The organism is Brevibacterium antiquum (assembly GCF_016107655.1).
In the GTDB taxonomy this organism is placed as follows: Bacteria; Actinomycetota; Actinomycetes; order Actinomycetales; family Brevibacteriaceae; genus Brevibacterium; species Brevibacterium antiquum.
Window position 1 is genome coordinate 77,410 of sequence record NZ_JABASX010000003.1, and the last position, 18,473, is coordinate 95,882.

Sequence of the window (18,473 nt, forward strand, 5' to 3'; positions counted from 1 at the left end):
GAAAGTTCCGCTTATGTGCTCACAGTAACCAGGGAACATCACCCTGCCAAGGCGGGTTCGGGATCGACTGCGACGGTGCGAAATCGGTTTCAGCGGTAGTCACGTGCGTCCGCGCCCGAGTCGGCCTCCTTGGCTGCCATGAACGCCCAAGAATCCGGCCGGGAACCATCGATATCGTCGATGTCATAGAGATCGCCCAATTCGCAGCTGTTGAGGGTTCTCGTATTGAAACGGTGTCGGTCGGGATCGGATGCGAGTGCCACGAGCGTCCGTCCCAGGAATTGCGGAGTCTCCGATATCGCGAAATCTGCAGGCGGCACCTCACGTGCTGGGTCGAGGGAGTCCTCGAGCCAGCTCTGTTCGGTCGTGGCGAAGAGATCGAGCATCATCTCCGATCTCAGCCAGCCGGGAGTGATCGCTGCGGCTGTGCATCCCGATTCCGCCAGTTCGTGGCCGAGCCCGAACGCCAGTCGGCTGACGCCGGTCTTCGTCAGATCGAGATAGATGCTCTCCCGGTAGTGCGAGGAATTGAACTCGTACGTTCCATCGGTGATCTCGATGTGCAGACCTCCGGGTCTGCGAGTGAGCAGTGGCAAGGCGGCGTGCGCCGTGTTCAGGTGCGTGAGCAGTCCTGCATTCACCAGCCGCATTCCGGCGTCGAAGTCGGTGTCCCAGAATTTTTCGCCCCAGGAGACATAGGCCTCTCCTCCGATGTCGTTGATCAGAATGTCGAGTCGTCCGTGCTGCTCATCGATCGTCCGGACCACCTCGTCGATCATTGCCGGTTGCAGGTGATCGCAGATGATCGCCTCGGCGCGGCCGTCTTCTGCGCGTATCAGTTGGGCAGTGCCCTCGATGGTCTCGTTCCGGCCGTAGTCGGAGGGCCGAGTCGAGGTTGATCGTCCGGTGCAGTACACGAAGGCACCGGCTCGACCGAGCTCCCGAGCGATGGCACGTCCGGCACCGCGTGTGGCGCCGGCAACGAGTGCCACTCGGTCGGTGAGTGACCGCTGGTTGAGAGGAGCGGACTGGGATGCGGTCGATTCGTTGTGAGAAGTCATGGTGACACCTTCTCGTGCAATCGCTGACACGCTATGTCAGTGTCCATGATTATTCTTGGTGGGTATGAAGGCAGCACGGTTGGTGTCGGAGATCGTCATCCTCAGCGCGCGGTCGGTGCCCATCACTGCTGCGTGTCTGGCGACTCGCCTCGAGGTCACGCAGCGCACTGTCTATCGCGACCTCGGTGATCTGTCTCGGATGGGAGTCCCCGTCGTGACGGAGTCCGGTCCGGGCGGTGGTATCAGTCTGCTCGGGTCCTGGACCTCTCCCCTGTCGGGGATGACCCGTGATGAGCTGGATTCCGTGCTCATCGGAGGTTTCGCTGCGGCTGATCTCGGGTACTCCGGGGAGCTGGCGACCGCACGGGAGAAGATCCTCTCCGAGACAGATTCAGTCTTCTCATCGGATGTGCTCATCGACGGGCCAGATTGGTTCATGACACACGAGCGCCCGGATGAGCTTTCAGTCATCGTGGCGGCACTGCGTTCGCACCGGGGTCTGCGATTCGACTACGCAAACGGCAGGGATCGCCTGATTCGCACCGTCATACCATTGGGCCTCGTCGTCAAGGCAGGGCGCTGGTATCTGGCCGCACAGACCCCTGGTGGCAGGCCACGGACCTACCGGGTCTCGCGCATCACTGAGATCAGACTGCACTACGTCTCAGTCTCACGCCCGCCGGGCTTCCACCTCGGCGACTACTGGGCGAGGTCTCAGATCGAATTCGACCGTTCGATCCGATCTGCGACGGTGAAACTGCGGGTACCCAACGACAGCCTCGGCGATCTGCGACGTGCGGTTCCCGGTCGAATCACGGACGAGGCGATCGAGGCCGCCTCGATCGAGGCCGCCTCGATCGAGGCCGCCTCGATGGCAGATGGTGCCTCCTCAGCAGAGGGAGCAATTGTCGTCGACCTGCCGATGGAGCCATCGGATGTCGCTGTATCGCAGCTGATCACCATTGGCGGGGTCGAGGTGATATCACCTCTGGCAGTCCGTACGGCGCTGCGCGAACAAGCACGTCGCACAGCTGTATGCAACGGCCTCTGAGGAATCAGAACGACGTTTACTGAACCTCGTACTTGCCGTTGATCTGCCCGGCTCCGACCCCGCCGACCGCTTCCATAGCCGCTTTGGACAGGTCGATGCAGCGACTGCCGTGATAGGGGCCACGGTCATTGATGCGCACCGTCACGGACTTTCCGTTGGCTGTGTTGGTGATCTTCACCTGCGAGCCGAACGGCAGTGACTTATGCGCTGCGGTCAGCTTGTTGGTATCGAATGGCTCGCCGCTGGCAGTCTTTCGACCATCGAATCCGTCGCCTCCACCGTAGTACGACATCGGGCAGGTACCGGACTGACCTGCGGAGTCGCCGGACTTAGACGGAGCGTCGTTGGCATCGGGCGTCGGCTCCTTCCAGTCTGAGCCGCCGGTGGAGGCATCCTCGCTCGTCGAATCCTTGCTTGCCGAGTCCTTGGTTGCGGTGTCCTTGGTTGCGGACTCGGTCGGGGTCGGGCTCGGTGTCTCGATCTTGGACTCGAGAGTGATCTTGCCCGGCTTCTCCTTGGCCTGCTTCTTCGCTTTGGCCAGGGACTCGTCTGGGGATTGTGTCGCTTCGGCTGCTGCGACGACTGGGGCCTCAGCAACGACTCGCTGGCCACCGCTCGTGCTGTCGGGGACCATCGCCAAGCTGGAGGCCACGACTGCGGCGGTCGCCACCGTGGGAACGATGAATGCGGAGAGGACCGGGCGTGAACGCACCGATGCCAGTACTCCCCCTGCGGTGTTCCCAGCGCTATCGGCTCGTTGCGGCGAATGCCGTCCGGGCTTCTTTTTAGGCGCCTTGAGCGCAGAGAAGAGAGAGCCCGTCGTTGTCGAACGGGGCGAAGAGTGTTTTCCCACAGTGAGTCCTCGTAGTCATTGGCCGTGTTTCGGCAACTGGGAGACTCAATGATCGAGTGCACCTCAACACTGGCTCCAAGTTATCGGATCGTTACCTGAAGACAGTGTAATTAAGAAACTGTTACAAAAGCAATGCGGCACGCTCCACGAGCGTGCCGCATTGATGGATCTCAGATCACTTCGACTTGCGCGTCACCAGTCTCCGCATGCCATCGGCACCGGTGGTCACTGTTTCCTGTGCTTTGTCGAAAGCACGTTCGACCTTCCCACTGCGCACAGCGTCGTCGATCGCCTGGGAGACATTGCCCAGCGCCTTCTTCACGTTCGCCTCGGTCGTTTCAATGAGGCGGGAACCCGACGTCGCCTCGCGAGCGTTCCTCACACTGCTGCTGGCCGCACCGTAGGCTCTGGTGGCGGCCGAACGCGCCTTCTCGGTCGGTGTCCTCTGAGTGGAATCGATGACGTAATCAGGTTCGATCGGATCTTGTGTTCGGCTCATGTCTCCATAGTTGTCGACCCCGACTCCAAGGTCAACAGCAACATAGGATTGGACCATGAATTCTCAGGCAGAGATCATCGCCCATAGAGGCGGGAAGTGGCCCGGTATGAGTGAGAACACTCTTGGGGCATTCACCGCCGCCCATCGGGCAGGTGTGCGGTGGATGGAGACCGACGTCCACGCCTCGGCCGACGGCATCCTGTTCGCAGCCCATGATGCCGACCTGGACCGCATTGCCGATCGTCCGCACCACATCCGCGACCTCACCGCCACCGAACTCGACTCCGTCGAACTCCTGGCCGGTGGTCATCTGCCCCGACTGTCGGCTCTCCTCGAGTCGATTCCGGAGGCGGCATGGAACATCGATGTCAAGGCTGCTCGCAGCATTGCGCCGATGGTTCGCTTCGTCCGCAGCCTCAACGCCGAAGGGAGAATCCGGCTTGCTTCATTCTCGTCTTCGACCCTGCGCAGCCTGCGACAGGCCCTGCCGGGGGTCCGAACCTCGGCGGGAGTCTTGGAATCCGCGCTGTTTGCGGCGGGAGGGCTGCCCGGTGTGGCCGAGTCCGGGCCCTGTCCCCTGCCGGTCGGCCTCGACTCGTTGCAGGTGCCGATGTCCTTCAAGGGCGTACCCGTCATCACAGAGGACTTCGTGTCTCGGGCTCACCGGTCGGGTCTGGCGGTTCATGTATGGACCATCAATGCCCCGGCTTCGATGCGCGTCCTCCTCGACCTCGACGTCGATGGAATCGTCACCGACGACGTTCCGGCGGGGCTGCGGGAGCTCGCGGTTCGGACCTGAGTGCTGGGAATAGGCACAGACGGTAGACTGTTCTTTCGTATGAGACGTCTGCAGTCGAGTCGGAAGGTGAGAGAGATATGAGCGAACGCAGTCTCCGCGGAACACAGTTGGGCTCACGCAGCCTGGAAACGGAAGAGGGCGTCGAACCGGCGCCTCGCCAGATGGTCGAATTCGAGTGCGAAGACGGAACCAGGTTCAAGGTTCCCTTCTCGATCGAGGCCGAAGTTCCCTCCACCTGGGATTCGGGCATCCACGGCGTCGGCACCCGTGTCGGCGTGAACGAGCCGGATGGTGAGCCGGGCAAGCATGTGCGCTCCCACTGGGACATGCTGCTCGAGCGCCGTTCCTTCGACGAACTTCAGGTTCTGCTCGATGAGCGACTTGCCGTTCGCCGCGGTGAGGTTCCTGCGCAAGCCTGAGGGCCTCTGCACTGAATCCCACGAGCACACCTGAGCAGGAAGGGCGGGGTGCAGGTCATCGGACCTGCACCCCGCCCTTCTTGACTGCCCGGAGCTGACCCAGCGCCCTCAGGAAGCCGACCTGCGAGCAGCGAGTCGCTCGATGAAGCCTCGAGCCTGTCGTCTGCGGCGGGTCAGACCCCAACCGGCCACCTTGGTGAATGCCTCGGAGATGATCGATCCGCTCATCTTCGATTCGCCCAGTTCGCGTTCGACGAAGACGATGGGAACCTCGGCCACACGGAATCCGGCCTCGACCGTGCGGTAGGTCATGTCGATCTGGAAGCAGTAGCCCTGAGACTGCACTCCGGAGAGATCGAGGCTCTCCAGCACCTGTCGCGAATACGCACGGAACCCTGCAGTCGCGTCCTTGACCCCGAGGCCCATGACCGCGTTGACGTAGATGTTGGCTCCGCGGGAGAGGAAGAAGCGGGAGCGGGGCCAGTCGACGATCGCCCCGCCCCGAACCCACCTCGAGCCGATGACGAGGTCGGCATGTCCCGCCTGGGCCACTGCCAAAAGCTGCCCGAGGTCCAGGGGACGGTGAGATCCGTCGGCGTCGAACTCGCAGATGATGTCGTAGTCGCGCTCCAGCGCCCATTCGAATCCTGCAATGTAGGCCATACCCAGACCGGATTTCTCACTGCGGTGCAGAACATGCAGACGTGGATCGGTGCGTGCCTGCTCATCGACCCATTCACCGGTGCCGTCGGGTGAACCGTCGTCGACGACGAGAACGTCGACGACGGGCTGATTCTCGAACAGACCGGCCAATGTCACAGGAAGAGCGAGTCGTTCGTTGTAGGTCGGAATGACGACCAGAGTCTTAGAAACCACGGCCACAACAATACGCCGCGCCGGACGGAAAATATGAGCCGACACCCTCGCCTTCGGACCACGTTGGGAAACGAGTTATCTAATGACGAGAGTGCCGGCTCCATCCCAGCTGCTGTGGAATGTCAACAACGAATCTAGTGGCTGCCGTGATCTTTGCAAAATCGCTCTGACCTGGGCGTATGTTCAAATCTCCAGGTCAGACGTAAGACAGAATGATAAAAATACTTCGCTTGTCGGCGTGTCGTCTTGAATCGTCCACTCAGTGTCGAACGTCACCGCATCGACGGGTTCTACACATCCTCGCTGAGTGCTATGCGAGTCGGCAGCACCACGTCGGGTGAGAGTTCTGGCAGTCCGGGTGTGCCCGAACGCGGATCGGTGCTCCACGCGGCAACGCGCGCATCTGCGACCTGAACGACGAGTCGTTCGACCTGCCAGCGCACGAAGTCTGCGTCGGCTCCAGGGGCGAGGACTCCACCGTCCGGGTTGCCAGCGGCACGGTGAGCGAACCGGGTGGCTGCGTTGAACGCTGCGCGAGCTCCGATTCCGTTCTCGCCGACAACGGCCGAGCGCACAGTACCCCACGGTGAACCCTGTGAGTCCGTCCACGACACCTGGGCACCTGCCGAGAGCAGCTGCGCCAAAGGCTGCGGCTGCGCAGGGTCGAGGGTGATCGCGATGCCGGAGTAGCCCAACGGCGTGATGAAGTCCTCGTCGACGCTGAAGTTCAGCAGCAGACGGTATCCGTTGCGCTGTGCCAGTGCGGCATGGTCGCGCACACGGTCCAGGACCTCGCCGAGGCGCTGGTTCGACTCGACCTGGATGTACAGGGCCGTCTCCGGCAACGTCTCGAGCCGGAGGAAGTCGAGCGCAGCGATGCTCGCTCTGTCCGTGGTCGGGTCCGCCGCTGGAGCGGTCTCGGCGCCGATATCGGGATACGCGACGATCCTCAGAGTCCTGGGCGCGCGTTCGCTGAAGTCCCGTACGGCCTCAGCGGCACCGAGGACATGCACGTGGGTGAAACCGGATTCGACGAGCTGGTCACCGTCGGGGCCGCCCTCGCGAAGAGTCAGCCCCGCGTGAACGAAACCGGGGGTGAGGAAGTCCCCGTCGAGGTTGATTGCGTCGGGCTCCGATGCACGTGCTGCCTCATCGGAACCGATGAACGAGACCTTCCCGTCCTTCGTGCCCAGGGCGGTCGCAAAGGGGTCGACACTGCTGTATACATCTCCACCAAAGTACATAGTCACAGCCGATAGGCTACACCTCCGTGTCCGCGTCTTTGCACTCGAGTCAGGGGTGTCGGGTATCGTCAACGAGTGTGAAGCCCTTGGTTCTGATCGATACGCCCGCCCTGTACTACCGTGCCTTCTACTCGGTCCCCGATTCGATCGTCAACGACGAAGGCCAGCCGGTCAATGCCGTGCGCGGCGTCCTCGATGCGATCGCGCAGATGATCCGCCGATTCGACTCCCCACGAGTCGTGGCGACCATGGACGCGGATTGGCGGCCAGCCTTCCGAACCGCGATCATGCCCGAATACAAGGCGGCCCGGATCAAAGATGCCGAAGCAGGCACGGAGATCCCGCCCGAGCTGGCTGTGCAGCTGCCGATCATGACTCGTGTTCTTCGGGCCGCAGGAATCCCCATCGCCGAGGTGGACGGGACCGAAGCCGATGACGTGATCGCGACCATGGCCGCCCAGTCGCGCACCCCTGTAGTCATCGTCTCCCCCGATCGTGATCTGCTCGCACTCATCGATGCGGCCGCAGACGTCAGTGTGCTTCGCCCACGCAAGGGCGGAGAGTGGGAGGCCATCACCCAGGCAGATCTGCCCGAGGCCTATGGTGTGCCCGATGGAACCCGATACCGTGAGCTCGCCGCGATGCGCGGCGATCCTTCGGACGGTCTGCCTGGTGCACCGGGGATCGGAGAGAAGACCGCAGCGACGCTGCTCTCGAACTTCGGTTCCCTCGCATCGATCATCAAGGCCGCAAAGGCCGGTGTGAAGACCGGTGGTCTCAGCCCCAAACGAGCGGCCACGCTGATCGAAGAGGAGGACACGCTCTACAAGACCATCGAGGTCATGCGGTGCCTGACCGATGTCGCTCATGGACTCGATCTCGAGTCCGTGCCCGGCGAGCTCGATCGCCCTGCGGTGGAGATGGCGGCCCGTGGCCAGAACATCCGCCGTTCGGTCGACAACCTCATCGCCGCCCTCGGCAGCGCCGACACGGACTCCGGCGCGAAGGCGTCGGGACGGCCCTCCCTCATGGCCACCGGCACAAGCACGATCGCTCCGATCCAGGCGCCTGCTCCGCAGCCTTCGGCCGCGTCGGTTCCGAGCTCATCCACCGCCGATTCCTGGTCGCAGTCGCGGCTGGTCGGTTTCGATCTCGAGACGACCGGCGTCGACCCGTCGACTGCCAGAATCGTGACTGCTGCATTCGTCGAATCCGTCGACAACTCACGCACCTGGCTGGCCGACCCCGGCGTCGAAATTCCCGAACCGGCGCGAGCCGTTCATGGAATCACCACCGAATTCGCCCAAGCCAACGGCGCCCCGGTGGCAGAGGTGGTCGCCGAGCTCTGCACGGTTCTGTCAGATCTCAGATCGGAAGGCGCCGTCGTCGTCGGCCACAACATCGTCTATGACCTCAGCGTCATGGCGGCCGAAGTCAAACGTCATCAGCCCCATATCGATTTTGCGGCACTGCTGCCGACGATCGTCGATACATTTGTCCTGGACAAGCGCATCGAGCAGTTCCGTCGTGGCAAACGGACTCTCACGGAGACAGCCAAACGATGGAAGGTCACCCTGCTCGACGCGCACGACGCCGCAGCGGATGCCCTTGCCGCCCTGGACATTTCCCGAGCGTTGGCCGAGAGCTCGGAGGAAATCGCGAATCTGACCCGGGCCGATATCATGTCCGCCCAGGGCGACTGGAAACGCGCACAGGCCGCTGATCTGCAGTCTTGGTTGCGCAGAAAGGGCAACGCCGAGGCCGTCGTCGATGGCTCCTGGCCCATGGCCTGAACGATAGAATCAATTGCCACCATCACTCGACGAAGGACGATAATGGGTTTCTTTTCACGACTGCTCAACCGACCCGGCGCACAGGCCGACAAAGCCACGGGATGGTTCGATAGGGCCGCTGACGATATGGCGGCCGCGAGTCGTGAGTACGCGAAGATGGATGACAGCGAGCTGACAGAGGCCGCTGCCGACATCTTCACCTCAGGCTCCGCGCAGGACAATCTCGTTCGCTATTGTGCGTTGGCACGTGAGGCTGCCGAACGGTCTCTCGACGAGCGCGCCTATGACACGCAGATCAAGGGCCTGGTGGGACTGCTGCAGGCGAATATCGTGCAGATGGCCACCGGTGAGGGCAAGACCCTCGTCGGCGCTCTCGCCGCAGCCGGCTACGCTCTCCAGGGTCGTCGAGTCCACGTGGTCAGCGTCAACGACTATCTCGCTGTTCGCGACCGCACCTGGATGAAGCCCCTCTTCGACCTCCTCGGCGTCAAGTCGGCATCGATCTCCGGTACTCAGAGTGAGTCCGAGCGACGCGAAGGCTATGGTGCTGAGGTTCTCTATGCTTCCGTGACGGAGGTCGGCTTCGACGTGCTGCGCGACCGTTTCGTCACCGATGACGACCAGATTCGCGTTCCGGAGCGTGATGTCGTCATCGTCGACGAAGCTGACTCTGTGCTCATCGACGAAGCACGTGTCCCCCTCGTCCTCGCCGGATCGGCCAGCGTCGAAGACGCCAATGCTGCGATCGCGGCACTCGTCGAGACCCTCGAGCCCGGCATCGATTACGAGATCAGCCCGGATCATCAAGCGGTCTCGCTCACCGACGAGGGAATCAACCGTGTCGAAGCTGAACTCGACGTCGAGCTCTTCGGTGAAGACGCGTCCGATCTCGCCGCGGTCAACCTGGCCCTGTATGCGAAGTCCCTGGTCAAACGTGATGTCGATTATCTTGTCGTCGACGGACGGGTCAAACTCATCTCGGCTTCCCGTGGGCGTGTGGCCGAACTGCAGCGTTGGCCAGACGGACTGCAGGCAGCCGTCGAGGCCAAGGAAGGCGTCGGCACCACTGAAAGCGGTGAGATCCTCGACCAGATGACCGTCGAAGAGCTCATCCACGGCTACGAGACCGTCTGCGGTATGACGGGAACCGCACTGGCTGTCGGCGATGACCTGCGCGAGTTCTACAACCTTGAGATCGTCCCCGTCGACACGCACCTGCCCGTCATCCGCATCGACGAACCTGACAGGCTCTACACGTATCAGGAGTCGAAGGAACGCGCGATCGTCGACGAGGTCGCCGACAACCATGCCAAGGATCGTCCCGTGCTCATCGGCACGTCCTCGGTGGCGGAAAGCGAATCGCTGGCGGCTCGGCTGATCGAACGCGGCATCGATGTTGCCGTTCTCAATGCCAAGGACGATTCGCTCGAGGCTGAGGTCATCGCGGCCGCCGGTGCCCCCGGGGCGGTGACGGTGTCGACCCAGATGGCTGGACGCGGCACCGATATCCGCCTGGCCGATGACAGCGTCGCCGATGCTGGCGGGCTCTTGGTCATCGGTGCTGGGCGCTACCTATCCTCACGTCTTGATGATCAGCTGCGCGGTCGCGCCGGACGCCAAGGCGATCCGGGAACGTCTGTGTTCTTCACCAGCCTCGAAGATGAGCTGCTGACTCGTGTCCCGGAGATCCAACGTTTCGTCTCCGAAGGAGATGAGACCGGGTGGATCGAGTCAAAGCGGGCGCTGAGTCTCGTCGAACACGCTCAGCGCGTCGCTGAAGGTCAGAACACGGCACTGCACCGCGACACCTGGAAGTTCAACGAGCTCATGGCCAAGCAGCGTGACCTCGTCCTCGCTCGACGCCAAGAGCTGCGTGTCGATGATGGGGCCGTCGACGAGCTCAAGGGGCGCCTCGGCGATGTGGCGAAGGATCTGGCGGACGAGCATTCGCAGGAGCTCGTCGACGCGACGCTGCGCGAAGTGATGCTGTTCCATCTTGACTCACGCTGGGTCGACCACCTCGCCTTCCTCAACGATCTGCGTGAGGGCATCCATCTGCGCACCTTCGCACGTGAAAAGCCGCATGAGGCGTTCAACACGGAGTCCATCCGCGTCTTCTCCTCGTTCTGGTCCGACGTCATCGAGGATTCAGCGTCGACGGTCGAAGAGGCAGAGTTCACGGATTCCGGAATCGATCTGGAATCGCACGGGCTCAAGCGTCCGTCGTCGACGTGGACCTATCTGACCACGGAGAGCGCGTTCGGCTCGGACATCGAGAACATCGTCAAGAAGGTCAAGCGCTGAGACGCATCTGGGCCCGTCTTCATGTCTGAAGGCGGGCCCATTTTGCTGTCGTCACGATCCCGCTGCTGAGCCAGATCCCGCTGCTGAGGTCGGAACTATCTGTCGATCAGGAGTCGGCGACGACTCCGCGGCGGATCGCTTCGATTGTCCGACGGATGCGCACCGAAGTCTCCGGTTCGGCCACCTCCGCGACCTGACCGAGCAGGTCAAGGCTCTGCTTGGCCCACCGGACGAAGTCCCCGGCGGCGATGTCCGTACCGCGCAGGGAGTCGGCAAGGTTCTTGCCTTCGGTCCAGCGGTACATCGGCTTGAACAGCCCCCTGTCGGGTTCCTGTGTCGTGGACAGGGCGTGCTGCTCCTCAAGTTGGAACAGCTTGCGCCAGATCGTCACTGCTTCATCACCGTTGACCTTGAGGTCGCGGCTCGGGGCACGATCCGGATGGAGGGTGTCACCGCGCCGGGATTGGAAGACGAAGCACGAGGCGAATGCTGCGAGTTCAGGTTCGACGAGGTTGTCCCACAGTCCCGCGCGAATGGTCAGCGCCACCAGCAGGTCGCGCTCCCCGTAGATCCGACGCAGCATATCGGACTGTTCGGGGTCGAAGCCCAGCGTGCGCAGCACATCCTGAACTCGTTCGAACACGAGAGCGATCGACGTCGTTCGGCCTTCGATCCGGGCGATGAGCGAATCGTTCTCCTTGACCAGTTTGGCCGCTCGGTTGGCCCACCTGGCGTGCATTTCGCGGTCCGGGCACTCGTGGCAGGGATGAGCTCGCAGCTGCGCGGTCATCTCCGACACGCTCGAACTGACACCAGAAGCACCGGATGAGGATTCCCATTGGGCATCTGGATCGACCTTGCCATCGTGTTTGGCATCGTTGAGGATGCCCAACAGCTGCCTCCGGTCCCCCGCCTGCCTGTGATTGAACTTCTTCGGCACACGAACCCGTCCCTGTGCTGCCAGCGGTTCGGTCACCTCGTGGGGACGCAGGTGCCAGACTTTGCCCTGTTCGGTCAGCACCGTCGGCAGCCGTGAACCTCCGTCGCGGGAGCTCATGGGCGCGATGATGACGGCAGTGCCCTCAACTCGTTTCGCGGGCAGGGTGACGACGTCGCCGACCTTGAGTGTACTCAGCGACTCGACGATCTCACGTTGCCGGTTCTTCGACTTGGTGCGAGTCTCCTGCTTCTCGGTATCGCTGATGGCCTGCCGCAGACGCGCATACTCGGCGAAGTCCCCGAGCTCGCACTGCATCGACTTCTCGTAGGCTCCGATCGTCGCTTCGTTCTTGCGCACCTTCTTCGCCAGCCCCACGACGGCCTTGTCGGCCTGGAACTGTGCGAACGAGGTCTCAAGAACCTTCGCTGCCTCCGCCGAACTCATCCGCGACAGCAGGTTCGCCGTCATGTTGTAGGTGGGTCCGAACGCGGAATTGAGCGCGTAGGAGCGGTTGGAGGCGAGTCCTGCGATCTCGTTGACTTCGAAGCTGGGGTGCCAGATGACGACGGAGTGGCCGATCTTGTCGATGCCGCGGCGCCCGGCACGTCCGGTCAGCTGGGTGTACTCCCCCGGCGTGATCGAGACATGGGCCTCACCGTTGAACTTCACGAGCTTCTCGAGGACCACTGTGCGTGCAGGCATGTTGATGCCCAGGGCCAGGGTCTCGGTAGCGAAGACGACCTTGATGATGCCCTGGGAGAAGAGTTCCTCGACGAGCTGTTTGAACTGCGGGATCATCCCCGCATGGTGGGCGGCGACTCCCAACAGTAGGCCTTCCCTGAACGAGTGGAATCCGAGGATGCCCAGGTCCTCGCTGGCCAGCTCATCGCGCAGCTTCTCCAGCGCGGCATTGACGATGACCTTCTCTTCACGGGAGTTCAGGTCGAATCCGGAGGCCAGGTACTGTTCCACCGCCTCGTCGCAGGCATTTCGGGAGAAGATGAACATGATCGCCGGAAGCATCCCAGTCTCTGCCAGAGAGGACACGACCTGGGTTCGGCTGGGCCTGCGGAATCGGGCACGGGTGGTTCGTTCGCGCTTCGAGCGGGGCCCACCATGGGTCCGGGTGGCATGGTTGAGTGCGGGATCGATCCGGTCGGAGTCGTGGTGAGTGAACAGATCATACATGCGGTGGCCGACGAGAACATGGTTGACCAGCGGCACCGGGCGGTGGGAGGTGGAGATGACGGTTGTGGGTCCACGTACCTCACGCAGCCAGGCGCCGAACTCCTCGACGTTGGAGACGGTCGCCGACAGCGATACCATCTGCACCCGGTCCGGCAGGTGGATGATCACCTCTTCCCATACGGGACCGCGGAATCGATCGGCGAGGTAGTGGACCTCGTCGAGGACGACGAACCCGAGGTCGGAGAGTCCCGACAGGTCGTTGTACAGCATGTTGCGCAGGACTTCTGTGGTCATGACGATGATCGGCGCATCACGCCGGATCGAGGTGTCACCAGTGAGCAGCCCGACGTTGTCGACACCATGGACTTCCATGAGGTCGTTGAACTTCTGGTTGCTCAGCGCCTTGATCGGGGTGGTGTAGAAGACCCTTTTGCCTTCGTCCCTGGCCAGCTCGACAGCGAATTCCGCAATCAGAGTCTTGCCGGCACCGGTGGGCGCAGTGACAAGAACGTCCTTGCCTTCCTGCAGCTGCGTGCACGCCTCGAGCTGGAAGTCGTCGAGATCGAAGTCGGTCCTGGCCGCGAACCGCCCCAAGGGGGTCTGCGCCTTCTTCGACCTGTCTCGATAGTCGGCATAGGCCGCCGAAGGACTCAACGGCTCAGCGTTTGCCGAGGGTTCGAGCGGGCTCATGGATTCAGTCATGCTTCTCTCAGTCAATCGGTTCGTCGGGGTCGACCCACAGGCCCTGGGCGATGAGCCTCTTCTTACGTCTCCGGTCGCTGAACACGCAGATCACCCATGCCACGCAGAACAGCGTCATCATCGGGATCACGAGGAAGAACATCGACAATGCGTCGGGAGTGGGGGTGGCGATGGCCGCGAACAGGAACACGATCATCACGATCACCCGCCAGGATTTCTGGATCCGTGCGGCCGAAAGGATGCCCATCATGTTGAGCCCGACCATGAGCACCGGAAGAACGAACGCCAGACCGAAGACCACGATGATGACCATCACGAAGCTCAGGTAATCCTGGGCAGGGATGATGTTCGTGCCGCCTGCCGGGGTGAACGACGTCAGCGCCTTGACTGCGTTGGGAAGGGCGAAGAAGGCCATGGTCGATCCCGCGAGGAACAGTGGAATCGCGGCACCGAGGAAGCCGAGCGAGTAGAGCTTCTCCTTCTTCGTCAGCCCCGGAACGATGAATGCCCAGACTTCGTAGAGCCAGATCGGGCAGGACAGGAAGATGCCGATGAAGAACGACAGTTTGATCTTCAGATCGAACGGGGAGGCGACTCCGGCGAAGTTGATCTCAGCGGTCCGGTCGCCCGAGGCACGGATGCTGCGGATCGGCTCCTGCAGAATGTCGAGGACCGGATCGTAGAGGAACCATCCGGCGACGGCACCGAGGGCGATCGCGATCGCCGCGACAAGGAGACGATTCCGGAGTTCGATGAGATGCCCGACAACGGGCATCTTCCGCTCAGGGTTCTTCTTACGCGCCGAGGACGATCGCCGGTCGTGCTGCTCTTTCACTTCTCGCGAGACTGCGGATCCTGCTTTTCCTGTGCAGCCTGCTCAGGCTGTCGGGCAGCCTCGGCGGTCGACGAGGTGTCGTTCTCGCTTGCCTCGCGGTTGAGCTCGCCCGGTTCGGTCTTCTTGGGCTCGTCATCATCACGGAGATCCTTGACCTCTGATTTGAAGATCTTCATCGACTGACCCAGGCTTCTGGCCAGCGCCGGCAGCTTGGGGGCGCCGAAAATGATCACGATGATGAGGATCACGATCGCGATCTGCACGAAACTCGGTTTCATGGGGACTCCTTGACTATTGTCTGCTCTGAAAGATTCTACGCTGTGTGGCTGTGCCTTTCATCCTCGCCGCACTGCTGGTTCCGATGTGCGAGGACCGGTTTCAGCCCAGTCGCGTCAGTGCGGCGTCCACCGCTTCGCTGTCGTCGATGTCGGTGATGACGTCGGCATGGCACAGCAGGAATCGACTCAACCAGTCCACGGAGTGCACCAGGAACCTGATTCGCACACTTGGTTCACCGTTGGCGAAGTATTCACGCTCGCTCAGCTCGAGTTCATCCGCGAGCCATGCACCCGCTGCGGACAGCGTCATGGTGACCTCCCGCGCACTCGACTGCGAGGTGCTGACGGTCAGCGGCGGATGCGCAGCCGGAGTCCAGGAGCGAATGCTGCTCAGGGCAAAGCGGCGTGGAGCCTGAGCGGCATAGCACCACGCGTCCAGGTACCAGTCTGCCCCGGGCACCAGCCTGCTGGGGGCGATGATCCGCCGGGTCAGTTCATCTCGGGAACCGACGTAGTAGTCGATCTCGACCGCCGCTTCCGTGTCGATCGCCTGCTTGAGGAACGTCATCAGCTCCTCGTCCGCGGGGATGGGGCTGACCTCGACAGGCGTGTGGAGGTTCTCCCCCGCAGCCAGTCGCAGCTTCGACGCCGCCGTCCGGACCGCCTCGGTGTCGAGCCCGGGCAGGGTGTCGATGAGTTCGAGGGCCAGGACGAGGACTCCGGCCTCTTCGGCACTGAGCCGGACAGGGACGGAGACCTCTTCAGCATTGGAGATGTAGATCTTCCCACCTTCCCAGCTGGCGTCGATGAGGTCATCGGGCATGTGGCCGGGTCGACCTGTCACGAACAGGAGCTGCAGGTCATCGATGAGGGTGTCCGAATCGATGTTGAAGTAGGCCGCGGTCTCCTCCAGGTCGGCTCCCGGGTGGGCATCGAGATACGGGACCAGGCTGAGCAGCCGGGTGAGTCGTTCACGCGCTGAGGACATTGCGACCTCCGAGTCGTTCGAGGGACTCTCTGACTGTGTGCCGTCGGTCCTCGACAGCCTGGGCCAGTTCGACCGGGGCAAGCACCTCGACGGCGGTGCCGAAGCTCACGATCTCTGCGGCCAGGGATGCGGCATCGGTGAACTCGATGATCACGGCATCATCTTCCGTGCGCACCTGTCGTCGGCGCAGGGGGTCCGCACGGTGGGCGCGGATGCGCAGCTTCGCCTCAGCGACGACAGCCATCTCCGTGCTCGAGCTCAGTGCCACATGTGGGGCGAAGTCCGCGGGGATGTCATAGTCACCGGGGTCCCGTCCGCCGAGCTTCGTCAGCTTGCCCTCGACCCGGGAGAGGCGGAACGTGCGCTGGGCCTGCCGGTCGATGTCGTGGCCCAGCAGGTAGACCCTGTCACCGCGGCTGAGCAGCGCATAGGGTTCGAGCTTGACCTTGCGGGGGCTCTGCCCGGGCTTGTGGTACTTGAAGCTGATCGCCTCACGGGCGTTGATGTGGTGGAGGGCAGTGGCGAAGTTCGCACTGCCGAGCTTGCGTGCTGCGGGCCCCTGATTGGCTTCGACGTGCCCAGGTCCTGCCTCGGTCAGGTCAATGCCCAGGGCGCGCAGCTTCGTCAGAGCCTGCGCACTGGACTCACCGAGTTCGGTGTCGGACCAGAACTGTGCGGCAACTGCCACCGCTGCCGCCTCGGAGGGCGTGAGCTCAACGTCGTCCATCGCGTAGTCGTCGGCGGAGATCCGGTAACCCGTCTCCCCCACATCCGAGTAGGCGTCATGTTCGGCGCGAGTGGCGATCGTGATCCCCATGTGCCGCAGAAGCTCCTTGTCGCGGGAGAACTTGCGGTCGAAGGCGATGTCGTCAAGTCCCGCGTAGCCGTCGATGGCGCTCATCAGAGTCTTCCTCGAGACCCATCCGCGGGCGGCTCTCAGAGCGATCAGCAGGTTCATCAGACGTTCCGTCTGCTGCCTCTGTCTGCTGGGGCGGGGTGTATTCACAATTCCACCGTAACCTAATGCGGGCGATAGTCTTAGGACCATGATTCATTGGCGCAGAGGAACCGTGACCACGATTCGCTCCACCCGGCCAGGATACACAGAGGTCGAGGCCGATATTGACCAGGCGCTGCCGGGCACGACGATCACCAGCATCAAGGCAGTCGCCTATACCGACGCCGTCGGGCATCCGCAGGTCGGGGACACGGTCCTGCTCAATGTCTCGGCTCTGGCCAAACGCTTGGGCACCGGTGGTTTCGGTCTCGTCGTGGCTCTGCCCGATGCACTGCCGGCCGACCCTGCTGAGGGTCCAGGGCATCTGGTCAAGGACCGCTACTCCCCTCTGCAGACAATGGTCCTCGGCGTCGATGATCAGGAATCTGAGCACCATGAGACCCTCGCAAGGGAAGAGTCTCTGGGGGGGATGCCCGTGCTCGTCGCGGATCTGCATTCGGCTCTTCCCGCCATCATCGCCGGCATCCGCACAGTCAATCCCGAGCTCCGCATCGCCTACGTCCTCAGCGACGGTGCGGCTCTGCCCGCCAGCTTCTCCCAGGCAGCGGCCGGGCTGAAGGACGCAGGCTGGCTGCACGGATCCATCAGCACCGGCCAATCCTGGGGCGCCGATCTTGAGGCTGTGACGATTCACACGGGTCTGCTCGCCGCCAAACATGTCCTCGGTGCCGATATCGCCATCGTCGCGCAGGGGCCGGGAAACCTGGGAACCGGAACCAAATACGGATATTCCGGCCTTGTCACCGGTGAGCACCTCAATGCGGCTGCTCTGCTGGGTGGGACCCCTGTCGGCGTCCTGCGCATGTCCAATGCAGATGCCCGCGGCAGGCATTTCGGAGTCTCCCACCATTCTCTGACGTCTCTGGCCGAGATCGCCCGCCCCGGAATGACGATTCCGGTCCCAGACTTCTCCACCCTCGCCGAGGCTGACCGCCGTGACATGGAGACCGACCCCTCCGTCGTGGCCGAGGTCGCGGCCGCACAGCTGCCGATGCTGCACATGCATGATCAGGTCAGTGTCAGCCTGGAGGGTCTGTGGTCAGGGCTCAAGTCCTCGCCGGTGGGCCTGTCGACGATGGGACGAAAACTGCCCGCCGATGCAGCAGCATTTCTCGCTGCTGCCGCGGCGGGCAGATTGGCTGCCGAGATCTGAGTCTCGGCAGCCGATTCACTGCTTGCGTCTCAGCGCAGAGTGGCTTGGTCTCAGCGCACGTTCTCCAGATCGCAGACGAAGATCAGGGATTCGCCGGGCTTGATGACGCCGCCGGCGCCCTGGTCGCCGTAGGCCAGGTGCGGGGGAATCTGCAGGGTGCGCCTGCCACCGACCTTCATGCCCTGGATGCCCTGGTCCCAGCCGGAGATGACCATGCCGGAACCGAGGCGGAACTCGAGCGGAGTGCCGCGGTTGTAGGAGGCGTCGAACTCTTCACCGGTCGAATGGGCGATGCCGACGTAGTTCACGCTCACGGTATTGCCGGGACCAGCCTCGGCGCCGTCACCGATGATGTCATCGACGATGACGAGCTCGGTCGGAGCCTCTGCTCCGGGGAAATCGACGACTGGCTTCTGCTTGCTCATGGTGTCTCCTTAAGTCGTAGTTCTGTGGTGTCTGTGATCTCAGCCGT

17 protein-coding genes are annotated in these 18,473 nt (G+C 62.7%); 6 read left to right on the top strand and 11 right to left on the bottom strand.

Annotated elements, in window-relative coordinates:
- Window positions 1-89: 89 nt before the first annotated feature.
- Window positions 90-1,061 carry an SDR family oxidoreductase gene (locus JFC13_RS05820; RefSeq protein ID WP_198396175.1) on the bottom strand — a complete coding sequence of 324 codons (972 nt, stop codon included), beginning with the start codon at window positions 1,059-1,061 and terminating at the stop codon, window positions 90-92.
- Window positions 1,062-1,125: 64 nt separating this feature from the next.
- Here JFC13_RS05820 and JFC13_RS05825 point away from each other — a divergent pair, with 64 nt between their 5' ends.
- A complete protein-coding gene (locus JFC13_RS05825) occupies window positions 1,126-2,112 on the top strand; it encodes a helix-turn-helix transcriptional regulator (RefSeq protein ID WP_232488263.1) in 987 nt (328 codons plus the stop codon).
- A 16-nt stretch (window positions 2,113-2,128) separates the two neighbouring features.
- Here the strand turns inward: JFC13_RS05825 and JFC13_RS05830 are convergent, their stop codons facing one another.
- A complete protein-coding gene (locus JFC13_RS05830; RefSeq protein ID WP_332839345.1) occupies window positions 2,129-2,824 on the bottom strand; it encodes a septal ring lytic transglycosylase RlpA family protein in 696 nt (231 codons plus the stop codon).
- 316 nt (window positions 2,825-3,140) lie between these two features.
- A complete protein-coding gene (locus JFC13_RS05835) occupies window positions 3,141-3,464 on the bottom strand; it encodes a hypothetical protein (RefSeq protein ID WP_232488264.1) in 324 nt (107 codons plus the stop codon).
- 55 nt (window positions 3,465-3,519) lie between these two features.
- Between JFC13_RS05835 and JFC13_RS05840 the strand changes: the two genes are divergently transcribed.
- Both JFC13_RS05840 and JFC13_RS05845 read left to right on the top strand, forming a co-directional pair.
- Window positions 3,520-4,263, top strand: a complete 744-nt coding sequence (locus JFC13_RS05840; protein WP_198396179.1) for a glycerophosphodiester phosphodiesterase family protein — start codon at window positions 3,520-3,522, stop codon at window positions 4,261-4,263.
- A 77-nt stretch (window positions 4,264-4,340) separates the two neighbouring features.
- Complete coding sequence (locus JFC13_RS05845; protein ID WP_143921669.1) at window positions 4,341-4,682, top strand: RNA polymerase-binding protein RbpA; 342 nt, start codon at window positions 4,341-4,343, stop codon at window positions 4,680-4,682.
- A 108-nt stretch (window positions 4,683-4,790) separates the two neighbouring features.
- Here the strand turns inward: JFC13_RS05845 and JFC13_RS05850 are convergent, their stop codons facing one another.
- Both JFC13_RS05850 and JFC13_RS05855 read right to left on the bottom strand, forming a co-directional pair.
- Window positions 4,791-5,564 carry a polyprenol monophosphomannose synthase gene (locus tag JFC13_RS05850; RefSeq protein WP_198396180.1) on the bottom strand — a complete coding sequence of 258 codons (774 nt, stop codon included), beginning with the start codon at window positions 5,562-5,564 and terminating at the stop codon, window positions 4,791-4,793.
- 284 nt (window positions 5,565-5,848) lie between these two features.
- Complete coding sequence (locus JFC13_RS05855; RefSeq protein WP_198396464.1) at window positions 5,849-6,802, bottom strand: metal-dependent hydrolase; 954 nt, start codon at window positions 6,800-6,802, stop codon at window positions 5,849-5,851.
- Between the two features lie 77 nt (window positions 6,803-6,879).
- On the opposite strand from JFC13_RS05855, the gene JFC13_RS05860 reads away from it, so the two are divergent.
- Together JFC13_RS05860 and secA2 are read left to right on the top strand one after the other, a co-directional pair.
- Window positions 6,880-8,595, top strand: a complete 1,716-nt coding sequence (locus JFC13_RS05860) for a 5'-3' exonuclease H3TH domain-containing protein (protein WP_332839346.1) — start codon at window positions 6,880-6,882, stop codon at window positions 8,593-8,595.
- Window positions 8,596-8,637: 42 nt separating this feature from the next.
- Complete coding sequence (gene secA2, locus JFC13_RS05865; RefSeq protein WP_198396181.1) at window positions 8,638-10,899, top strand: accessory Sec system translocase SecA2; 2,262 nt, start codon at window positions 8,638-8,640, stop codon at window positions 10,897-10,899.
- 106 nt (window positions 10,900-11,005) lie between these two features.
- On the opposite strand, the gene JFC13_RS05870 is transcribed toward secA2, so the two are convergent.
- The 5 genes from JFC13_RS05870 to JFC13_RS05890 form a co-directional block, all read right to left on the bottom strand.
- Window positions 11,006-13,729, bottom strand: coding sequence for a DEAD/DEAH box helicase (locus JFC13_RS05870; RefSeq protein ID WP_198396182.1), 2,724 nt, complete (start codon window positions 13,727-13,729; stop codon window positions 11,006-11,008).
- A 7-nt stretch (window positions 13,730-13,736) separates the two neighbouring features.
- Window positions 13,737-14,504, bottom strand: a complete 768-nt coding sequence (gene tatC / locus JFC13_RS05875) for a twin-arginine translocase subunit TatC (protein WP_198396466.1) — start codon at window positions 14,502-14,504, stop codon at window positions 13,737-13,739.
- 56 nt (window positions 14,505-14,560) lie between these two features.
- Window positions 14,561-14,842: a Sec-independent protein translocase subunit TatA gene (gene tatA, locus JFC13_RS05880; protein WP_198396183.1), complete on the bottom strand. Its 282-nt coding sequence runs from the start codon at window positions 14,840-14,842 to the stop codon at window positions 14,561-14,563.
- A gap of 100 nt (window positions 14,843-14,942) precedes the next feature.
- Entirely contained in the window at window positions 14,943-15,830 is an 888-nt protein-coding gene (locus tag JFC13_RS05885; protein ID WP_198396184.1) for a WYL domain-containing transcriptional regulator, read from the bottom strand.
- Window positions 15,814-16,788, bottom strand: coding sequence for a helix-turn-helix transcriptional regulator (locus JFC13_RS05890; protein WP_198396185.1), 975 nt, complete (start codon window positions 16,786-16,788; stop codon window positions 15,814-15,816). Before JFC13_RS05890 ends, JFC13_RS05885 begins: the two co-directional genes overlap by 17 nt.
- Before the next feature lie 88 nt (window positions 16,789-16,876).
- Here JFC13_RS05890 and JFC13_RS05895 point away from each other — a divergent pair, with 88 nt between their 5' ends.
- On the top strand, window positions 16,877-18,001 hold the full coding sequence (locus JFC13_RS05895) for a DUF3866 family protein (protein WP_198396186.1): 1,125 nt from the start codon (window positions 16,877-16,879) through the stop codon (window positions 17,999-18,001).
- A gap of 50 nt (window positions 18,002-18,051) precedes the next feature.
- Here JFC13_RS05895 and JFC13_RS05900 read toward each other — a convergent pair whose 3' ends face one another.
- Complete coding sequence (locus tag JFC13_RS05900; RefSeq protein ID WP_198396187.1) at window positions 18,052-18,426, bottom strand: FKBP-type peptidyl-prolyl cis-trans isomerase; 375 nt, start codon at window positions 18,424-18,426, stop codon at window positions 18,052-18,054.
- Window positions 18,427-18,473 lie beyond the last annotated feature (47 nt).

Bases quoted from the DNA above. Each gene is read 5' to 3' on its own strand.
- JFC13_RS05820 (WP_198396175.1), bottom strand. From the start codon at position 1,061: ATGACTTCTCACAACGAATCGACCGCATCCCAGTCCGCTCCTCTCAAC.
- JFC13_RS05825 (WP_232488263.1), top strand. From the start codon at position 1,126: ATGAAGGCAGCACGGTTGGTGTCGGAGATCGTCATCCTCAGCGCGCGG.
- JFC13_RS05835 (WP_232488264.1), bottom strand. From the start codon at position 3,464: ATGAGCCGAACACAAGATCCGATCGAACCTGATTACGTCATCGATTCC.
- JFC13_RS05840 (WP_198396179.1), top strand. From the start codon at position 3,520: ATGAATTCTCAGGCAGAGATCATCGCCCATAGAGGCGGGAAGTGGCCC.
- JFC13_RS05845 (WP_143921669.1), top strand. From the start codon at position 4,341: ATGAGCGAACGCAGTCTCCGCGGAACACAGTTGGGCTCACGCAGCCTG.
- JFC13_RS05855 (WP_198396464.1), bottom strand. From the start codon at position 6,802: ATGTACTTTGGTGGAGATGTATACAGCAGTGTCGACCCCTTTGCGACC.
- secA2 (WP_198396181.1), top strand. From the start codon at position 8,638: ATGGGTTTCTTTTCACGACTGCTCAACCGACCCGGCGCACAGGCCGAC.
- JFC13_RS05870 (WP_198396182.1), bottom strand. From the start codon at position 13,729: ATGACTGAATCCATGAGCCCGCTCGAACCCTCGGCAAACGCTGAGCCG.
- tatC (WP_198396466.1), bottom strand. From the start codon at position 14,504: ATGCCCGTTGTCGGGCATCTCATCGAACTCCGGAATCGTCTCCTTGTC.
- tatA (WP_198396183.1), bottom strand. From the start codon at position 14,842: ATGAAACCGAGTTTCGTGCAGATCGCGATCGTGATCCTCATCATCGTG.
- JFC13_RS05885 (WP_198396184.1), bottom strand. From the start codon at position 15,830: ATGTCCTCAGCGCGTGAACGACTCACCCGGCTGCTCAGCCTGGTCCCG.
- JFC13_RS05890 (WP_198396185.1), bottom strand. From the start codon at position 16,788: ATGAACCTGCTGATCGCTCTGAGAGCCGCCCGCGGATGGGTCTCGAGG.
- JFC13_RS05895 (WP_198396186.1), top strand. From the start codon at position 16,877: ATGATTCATTGGCGCAGAGGAACCGTGACCACGATTCGCTCCACCCGG.
- JFC13_RS05900 (WP_198396187.1), bottom strand. From the start codon at position 18,426: ATGAGCAAGCAGAAGCCAGTCGTCGATTTCCCCGGAGCAGAGGCTCCG.